The 7,570-nt window shown below is 50.1% G+C and carries 9 protein-coding genes; 3 read left to right on the forward strand and 6 right to left on the reverse strand.

From position 1 onward, the window contains the following. The first annotated feature begins 99 nt into the window (after window positions 1–99). Window positions 100–264: a hypothetical protein gene (locus VF260_10630; GenBank protein ID HEX7057631.1), complete on the forward strand. Its 165-nt coding sequence runs from the start codon at window positions 100–102 to the stop codon at window positions 262–264. Window positions 265–470: 206 nt separating this feature from the next. Beyond that, complete coding sequence (locus VF260_10635; GenBank protein HEX7057632.1) at window positions 471–695, forward strand: hypothetical protein; 225 nt, start codon at window positions 471–473, stop codon at window positions 693–695. A 15-nt stretch (window positions 696–710) separates the two neighbouring features. Here VF260_10635 and VF260_10640 read toward each other — a convergent pair whose 3' ends face one another. The 4 genes from VF260_10640 to VF260_10655 form a co-directional block, all read right to left on the reverse strand. Next, window positions 711–2,255, reverse strand: coding sequence for a coproporphyrinogen III oxidase (locus VF260_10640; GenBank protein ID HEX7057633.1), 1,545 nt, complete (start codon window positions 2,253–2,255; stop codon window positions 711–713). Between the two features lie 19 nt (window positions 2,256–2,274). Further along, window positions 2,275–2,457: a hypothetical protein gene (locus VF260_10645; protein HEX7057634.1), complete on the reverse strand. Its 183-nt coding sequence runs from the start codon at window positions 2,455–2,457 to the stop codon at window positions 2,275–2,277. 61 nt (window positions 2,458–2,518) lie between these two features. Further along, on the reverse strand, window positions 2,519–2,962 hold the full coding sequence (dtd, locus tag VF260_10650; protein ID HEX7057635.1) for a D-aminoacyl-tRNA deacylase: 444 nt from the start codon (window positions 2,960–2,962) through the stop codon (window positions 2,519–2,521). Between the two features lie 11 nt (window positions 2,963–2,973). Continuing rightward, window positions 2,974–5,154, reverse strand: a complete 2,181-nt coding sequence (locus VF260_10655; GenBank protein ID HEX7057636.1) for a bifunctional (p)ppGpp synthetase/guanosine-3',5'-bis(diphosphate) 3'-pyrophosphohydrolase — start codon at window positions 5,152–5,154, stop codon at window positions 2,974–2,976. 240 nt (window positions 5,155–5,394) lie between these two features. On the opposite strand from VF260_10655, the gene uraA reads away from it, so the two are divergent. Beyond that, window positions 5,395–6,675, forward strand: coding sequence for a uracil permease (gene uraA / locus VF260_10660; protein ID HEX7057637.1), 1,281 nt, complete (start codon window positions 5,395–5,397; stop codon window positions 6,673–6,675). A 35-nt stretch (window positions 6,676–6,710) separates the two neighbouring features. Here the strand turns inward: uraA and VF260_10665 are convergent, their stop codons facing one another. Both VF260_10665 and VF260_10670 read right to left on the reverse strand, forming a co-directional pair. Further along, entirely contained in the window at window positions 6,711–7,223 is a 513-nt protein-coding gene (locus tag VF260_10665) for an adenine phosphoribosyltransferase (GenBank protein ID HEX7057638.1), read from the reverse strand. Next, on the reverse strand, window positions 7,220–7,570 hold a 351-nt coding region (locus VF260_10670; GenBank protein HEX7057639.1), incomplete at its 5' end, for a single-stranded-DNA-specific exonuclease C-terminal domain-containing protein. The genes VF260_10670 and VF260_10665, both read right to left, overlap by 4 nt.

Below are 7,570 nucleotides of genomic sequence, written 5' to 3' on the forward strand. Positions count from 1 at the left end.
CCGTTTCGCATCGCGGCGCCTCGGAGAAAACCGTTTGGAAGTGAAGTTTGAAGCGGCATGATACAGATAGAATACGATCAGCTAACGGAGGTCGAATCGATGGAACTGGTGGGAAAATGTGTCGGGTGCGGCAAGAACGTATACTGCCGCGACGGCTTTTTGGACGGTATGGTCAGTGATGACAAGCAGTTGTTTTGCCACCGTTGTTTTGCCGAAGAGCAGGCGAAAAAAAGTGCGGAAGACAGAAAAGAAGCCCGCGAATAAACGCAGGCCCAAACGTTTATATAATAAAAAGGGGGTCAAGTTTTATTATAGAGTGGGAACATTAAAGAACAATGAAAATAAGGTTACAATTCGATTACAAAAAATTAAACGCTTACCGCACGCAATCTAAAGTTCTTTTCCGGCTGGGACGAGCATAGAGTCTATCACAAGGGTTACACCTTGAATCATGATACGGAGGGATTTCTATGCAGGACGAACAGGATTTTGCCGAGAGCGAACTGGCTTTGGAAGACGATGTTTCCGCAGCGGATGAAGTCGACGTGGCGACGCTGCCCGACGAGGCGGAAGATGTCGCGGATGGACGGTCCGACGAAACGGACGAAGGCGAAGATTTGCTCGATGAAATCGATGAGTTTGACGAGGAGGAAGATTTCAGCGGAGATGTCGCGGAAAACGGCGCGAGCGACTAAATGATGCGAAAGGCCTCAATTTTTGAGGCCTTTTTTGTTGAGAAACAATTCAGCGAGCGCCGCCAGTTTTTGCCCGGTATGCGCCTTCACCGTCATCGCGTACGCTTTTGGCTCTTTGGGGTTGGCATGCCGCGAAATCTTTCCGCTTACGGGGTCCACCCATTTGCTCGAAGCGCCGCAGCCCAAACCGATAATCGTTTGCATCTCTTCCATAATGATGATATTGTATATGCTTTCTTTGCCGGGCAACGCGTAGCCGACGTTTTCCAAATTGCCCAACATGTTTTTTTGCCGGTACAAATAATAAGGATGATAGCCGTGTTCCGCCGTCCAATGATACGCTTTCTCCACCATCGCGGCCGCTTCGTCCCGCCCCGCTACCCGGTATTTCTCCTTATTTTGCGTCATTTCCGAAGCGCGTTTGAACGACAGCGTATGGACGGTAAGCGACTCCGGCATCAATTTCTCCGTTTCCGCCAATGAATGGCAAAACCCCGGCATTCCTTCACCGGGAAGCCCGATTATAAGATCCATATTGATATTGCGCATGCCCATATGCCGCGCCAGCCAAAATTTTTCGATGGTCTCTTCGACCGTATGATGCCTGCCGATAGCCTGCAGCGTTTCCTGGATATAAGTTTGCGGATTGATGCTGATGCGGTCGATGCCGTGCTTTTTCAGCACATTGATTTTTTCCGGCGTAATCGTATCGGGGCGCCCCGCTTCCACAGTAATTTCCCGCACTTCGTTCATATGCGGAAACACCCGGCGCATCAAGGTATAAAGCTCGTCCATTTCCCGCGCGGATATGCTGGTCGGCGTCCCGCCGCCGAAATAAATCGTGGTGATGCGCATATCGTGCGCTTGCAGCCAACTGCCTATTTGTTCCATTTCCCAATGCAAACAAGCAAGAAACGTGTCGACAGAGCCTTGCTTGCCGCCGATTGCATACGCCGGAAACGTGCAGTAGGCGCATTTTGTCGGGCAAAACGGAATTCCGATATAAATGCTTACATCCTGTTTTAAATCATATAAATCCGGGACTACGCTGATTTGCTTGTCGGCAATCTTTACAAGCAGTTCGATTTTATCCTTAGCCACCAAATATTCCTCAGCCAAACGGCGTCTGATTTCCGCGGTTTTTAATCCTTCCAGTTTCATTTGATGCACAAGTTTGGTCGGGCGAATCCCGGTCAAAATGCCCCACGGCTGCGTCAATCCGGTATAAGCCGTCAGGATTTGAAATAGCGCCCGGCAGTAAGCATTTCGCAAATTTTTTGTCCTTAATCCGGCGTATTCGTGTTGCCAATCCGCCGCGCCGGACGCGATCACATCAGCCATTGCGGAATATGTCCGCTCAATCGATCTATCCCACAATTCGCAAATGACCGTGTCGTTTTCCCGTATCTTCCAGCGAATATGCAAATCGCTATCTTCCGCCAAATTTTCGTTTCTCCCCGGGTGAAATCGCACATCGGCTTCAGCGAAAAAAAGCCGGATCAAATGATCCAAGCTGCGCTCCCATGCCGGTTCGATGCCGTAAACTCCAATCTTTTGCAAGCGGTGATCAAACTCCTTCTTATCGATATGGCGGCCGCGGGCGAATCACGCTCCATTCCTCGCTTCCTCCGGCCAAGAACGGGGCAGGCAATAATCCGGGGTCGGCGGATAACGCCGCCAGTTTCTCCGATTCCAGCGCATCGCAGTTAAGCGCCCGATGCAATCCGTCTGTAGTTGCCGTTTGTTTACGGGACCGGCGCATGGTGGGAAGTCTCCTTTTTTTGCCCCTATTGTCCCTCAATAGCAAAAAAAGCATGCGCACATTACCCTTTGCTGTCGACAATGAGCGTAACGGGGCCCCAATTCACCAATTCCACATCCATCATCGCGCCAAAAATGCCGGTGGCGACCGAAATGCCCTCCGCTTGCAAATAATCGTTGAAGGCGCGATAGATTTCTTCCGCGTAATCGGGACGGGCGGCCGCCATGAAGTTCGGCCTTCTGCCTTTTTTGCAATCCCCGTAAAGCGTAAATTGCGACACCGATAAAATTTGCCCCCGCACATCCTTGACGGATAAATTCATTTTCCCTTGCCCGTCTTCAAAGATGCGCAAATTCGCCACCTTTTCCGCCAAATATTTGGCGTCTTCGGGCGTATCGTCATGCGTGACGCCAACCAAAAGCGTCAGGCCAAAGTCAATTTGCCCTGCCGTTTTTCCCGCAACCGTAACACATGCGTGTTTGCTTCGTTGTACAACCACTCTCATTGGCTTTTCTCCTATTGCATGATGCGCTGAACGGAATACACATCTTTGATGCGCTTGATTTTATCGACAACCGATTGCAAGTGATCCGTATTGCGGATCAGGATCGTCATATGAATTTGCGCAAGTTTGTTTTTGTCGGAACGGCCGATTACAGACGACATATTCGTCTTGCTTTCGGATACCGCCTGCAGCACTTCGTTCAAAAGTCCGCGGCGATCATGGCCGGTAATTTCAATTTCCACGCTGTAATTGGCCTCGGGATCTTCGTCCCACGCAACTTCGATAATCCGCGCTTTATCTTCTTCGCCGGTAGGCATAATGTTGTTGCAATCGGCGCGATGCACCGATATCCCGCGGCCGCGGGTAATGTACCCGACTATACTGTCGCCCGGAACCGGATTGCAGCATTTGGCAAAGCGAACGAGCAGGTTGTCCGCGCCTTTTACGCTGACGCCGTGCGTCGGCCGGGGCTTGCGCACCGGCGTTAAGGGTTTTAGCTCTTTTGCTTCTTTGGCGAGTTGGATCGCTTGCGCCTCTTCGATTTCCTTGCGGTATTTCTCCGTCAGCTTGCTGACAATTTGCGCCGCGGTGATGCCGTTAAAACCGATTGCCGAAAGCATATCGTCAATATCGTTAAAATTGAATTTGCGGGCCGCTTCCAGCAGCTTGTCATCGGTCGCCATGTCGGTCGAGTCGATGCCGAGGCGCTTAAATTCCCGCTCGATCGCCTCTCTGCCTTTGGCGATGTATTCGTCCCGCTTTTCCTTTTTAAACCATTGCTTGATTTTGCTGCGGGCATGTGAAGATTGGGCGATTTTCAGCCAATCCTGGCTTGGCCCGTACGAATGTTTGGAAGTTAAAATTTCAATGATATCTCCGGTTTTCAGGCGATAATCAAGAGGAACAATTTTGCCGTTGACTTTGGCGCCGATTGTGCGGTTGCCGATTTCCGTATGGATGCGGTAAGCAAAATCAAGAGGAACCGACCCTGCAGGCAATTCAATAACTTCCCCTTTAGGAGTGAACACAAAAACAAGATCGGTGAAAAAATCCATTTTGAGGGATTCCATAAATTCGGCGGCGTCGCGCGTTTCATTTTGCAATTCCAGAATTTCGCGGAACCAGCCCATCTTTTCGCCGAATTTATCGCCCGGTACAACGGTTCCTTCTTTATAGGCCCAGTGCGCCGCAACGCCGTATTCGGATGTGCGGTGCATTTCCCAGGTGCGGATTTGCACTTCGAGCGGTTCGCCCTCCGGCCCGATTACGGTCGTATGCAGCGATTGGTACATATTCGCTTTCGGCATCGCGATATAATCTTTGAACCGTCCGGGCATTGGTTTCCACAGCGTATGAATGATCCCCAGCGTGGCATAACAATCTTTAATGTTGTTGACGATGACGCGAATCGCCAACAGGTCATAAATTTCATAGAACTGTTTGTTTTTTGTCGTCATCTTTTTGTAAATGCTGTATATATGTTTGGGACGACCGGAAACGTCGGCCTCAATGCCCATTTCCGCCACTTTGTCCGCAATGTTGACGATGACTTCCTGGATGTATTTTTCCCGCTCCGCGCGTTTTTTTTGCATCAGATGAACAATGCGGTAATATTGCTGCGGATTCAAATAGCGCAGGGCAATATCTTCCATTTCCCATTTGATGGCCGAGATGCCCAGCCGATGCGCGATCGGGCAAAAAATTTCCAGCGTTTCTTCCGCAATTTTGCGCTGGTTTTCTTCCGATTGAAACTTAAGAGTGCGCATGTTGTGCAGCCGATCCGCCAATTTGATCAAAATCACGCGGATATCCTGCGCCATGGCCACAAACATTTTGCGGTAATTTTCGTTTTGTTGTTCTTCTTTCGACTTGAACCTGATTTTCTCCAGCTTGGTCAGACCGTCGACAAGCCGGGCGCAAGTTTCGCCGAATTTTTCCCGCACCATTTCCAGCGAAACGGTAGTATCTTCCACAACGTCATGTAAGAGAGCGGCAATGATCGAGGTAATATCCATCTGCATATTAACCAGAATTTCGGCGACAGCAAGCGGATGAAGAATATACGGTTCGCCCGATTTCCTCACCTGGCCCTTATGCGCCTGTTCGGCAAAACAATATGCTTCCTTTATACGCTTTAAGTCATTGGTTTTCAAATAGATGGACGCTCTTTCCAATAACTGCTCAATGCCCATGACTGTTTCCTTTCCCTTAGGCTTCGACAGCGTATCTACCATGAAAACACCCGTCCCGTATGCATGTTCGTCGTATCGCAAAAAGGTTGATTATTTTTTTAATTATGCTATTCTAAAGCGCCCGCGTCAACAGGTGATGCACGATTTCGCGAAACTTGCATTTTTTTGGTGCTTCCCGCGCTAATTTTTGATACGATATGCGTTAGGCTAGCAGCATTTTATTTTTGAAGGAGGATTTCCGTGCAAAAAGTTATCCAGGTTAACGAACGCCCGCCTTTTATTCAGAGTATTCCCTTAAGTTTGCAGCATTTGTTTGCGATGTTTGGCTCTACCGTGCTTGTTCCGTTTCTGTTCGGCGTCAATCCATCGACCATTTTGCTCATGAACGGTTTCGGCACCTTGTTGTATCTTATTATTTGCAAGGGAAAAGTTCCCGCTTATCTCGGCTCAAGCTTTGCGTTCATTTCCCCGGTTTTGGTTGTGCTTGATCAAAACATCGCCAATTACAACAAAGCGCTCGGAGGATTTATCGTTGTAGGCGCAACCTTTATGCTGATTGCGCTCATTATCCGCTTTGCGGGAACAAAGTGGCTCGACATTGTATTTCCCCCGGCCGCTATCGGCGCGATTGTCGCTGTAATCGGCCTGGAACTTGTGCCGACGGCTGCCGGGATGGCCGGTTTCATCCCCGATCCGAATAATCCCGCCGCAGCCGCCAATTGGACAGCGGACCCGAAGGCGATAACCGCTTCGACTGTTACATTGCTCGTTGCCGTAGTCGGCAGTGTTCTATTCCGCGGCTTTTTGAAAATCATCCCGATTTTGACAAGCATCGTAATCGGCTACATAGTCGCATATTTCCTCGGCATTGTTGATTTCGACAAAGTGGCCAACGCGAACATCATCGAAGCCCCGGACTTTTATTTTCCGCAATTTGATTGGACTAGCATTATGATCATTGTCCCGGCAGCGTTGGTTGTCGTCGCTGAACACATCGGGCATTTGATCGTCACCGGCAACATCGTGGGCAAAGACTTGACCAAGGATCCCGGGCTTGACCGCTCGCTCTTTGGCAATGGCTTATCCACCGTGATATCCGGTTTCTTTGGCTCCACGCCGAATACGACTTACGGAGAAAACATCGGCGTACTTGCGATCACCAAAGTATACTCCACCTGGGTGATCGGCGGCGCCGGCATCATTGCGATGATCCTCTCATTCTCGGGAACGTTGTCGCAACTCATTTCGTCAATCCCCGTATCTGTTATGGGGGGCGTTTCCATACTGTTATTCGGCGTTATTGCGGCTTCCGGCATTCGCATGCTGGTCGAGTCGAAAGTGGACTACGCCAAACCGCAAAACCTGATTCTAACCTCGATCGTTCTCGTAATCGGCGTAAGCGGCACGAAGTTGACGATGGGGCATGTCGAACTGAAAGGGATGGCGCTCGCCACCATCACGGCGATTGTCTTAAGCCTGTTCTTCAAATTGCTGGAATTGCTGAAAATATCCAACGAATAGCCGGTTCGCCTATTTGCCCGTTGGATAAAGCCCGCTTAATACCGGATCAATGTATAGATGTCGGTGTTCGGCAGTTTTGCGCGCCCGTTCAGGTGAGAAAGCTCAATCAAAAATGCCGCGCCGACGATATTTCCCTGCAGTTGTTTGATCAAGTTGACACATGTGGAGATTGTTCCACCGGTCGCCAACAGGTCATCGGCTATCAGCACGCGTTCACCGGGAAAAATCGCATCCCGGTGAACAGCAAGTTTGTCCTTGCCGTATTCCAGCTCATAAGCGGCTTCGACCACCTCGCCCGGCAGCTTCCCGCTTTTGCGGATGGGCACAAATCCAACGCCCAATGAATAGGCTAACGGCGCGCCAATCACAAAGCCTCTGGCTTCGGGCCCGGCGATTTTGTCAATCTTCATTCCGCGCAGCATCGCGGCCAAATCGTCGATCACCTGCCTGTATGCGGCGCCGTTTTTCAAAAGCGTTGTAATGTCCTTGAATGAAATGCCGGGCTGCGGAAAGTCTTCGATTACCCGAATAAGCGATTCGTACTTCATGCCAATTCCTCCGTTTTCATATTGCAATTGCTTGCTTGCGCAAGTTCTTTCAGCCGTACCGTTAATTCCGCCGCTGTCGAATAGATCAACACTTTTTCCGCTTCCGTTTGCTCCATCATTCTGCGGTATTTTGCCGAATCGGTCAGATTGCGCTTTCGCGGCTTTGGCACTACGCTTAGCATATCGCCTTCTCTTTCGATGAACACAAGCTCTTCAAAAATTTCCACGGAAGCGCGAACCATGGCTGCTGAGAGCCCCGTCCGGCTGCTGATCATATCTACGGCGCCGGGTTTGTCCAGGCAAAACTGCCGCAGCTGTTTCAGCGCGGCATACACCTTCTTCAAAGC

The sequence above is a fragment of the Bacilli bacterium genome (assembly GCA_036381315.1).
In the GTDB taxonomy this organism is placed as follows: Bacteria; Bacillota; Bacilli; order Paenibacillales; family KCTC-25726; genus DASVDB01.

Excerpts from the sequence above, each read along its gene's own strand:
- VF260_10655 (HEX7057636.1), bottom strand. The coding sequence starts at position 5,154 with ATGGGCATTGAGCAGTTATTGGAAAGAGCGTCCATCTATTTGAAAACC.
- dtd (HEX7057635.1), bottom strand. The coding sequence starts at position 2,962 with ATGAGAGTGGTTGTACAACGAAGCAAACACGCATGTGTTACGGTTGCG.
- VF260_10645 (HEX7057634.1), bottom strand. The coding sequence starts at position 2,457 with ATGCGCCGGTCCCGTAAACAAACGGCAACTACAGACGGATTGCATCGG.
- VF260_10665 (HEX7057638.1), bottom strand. The coding sequence starts at position 7,223 with ATGAAGTACGAATCGCTTATTCGGGTAATCGAAGACTTTCCGCAGCCC.
- VF260_10630 (HEX7057631.1), top strand. The coding sequence starts at position 100 with ATGGAACTGGTGGGAAAATGTGTCGGGTGCGGCAAGAACGTATACTGC.
- VF260_10635 (HEX7057632.1), top strand. The coding sequence starts at position 471 with ATGCAGGACGAACAGGATTTTGCCGAGAGCGAACTGGCTTTGGAAGAC.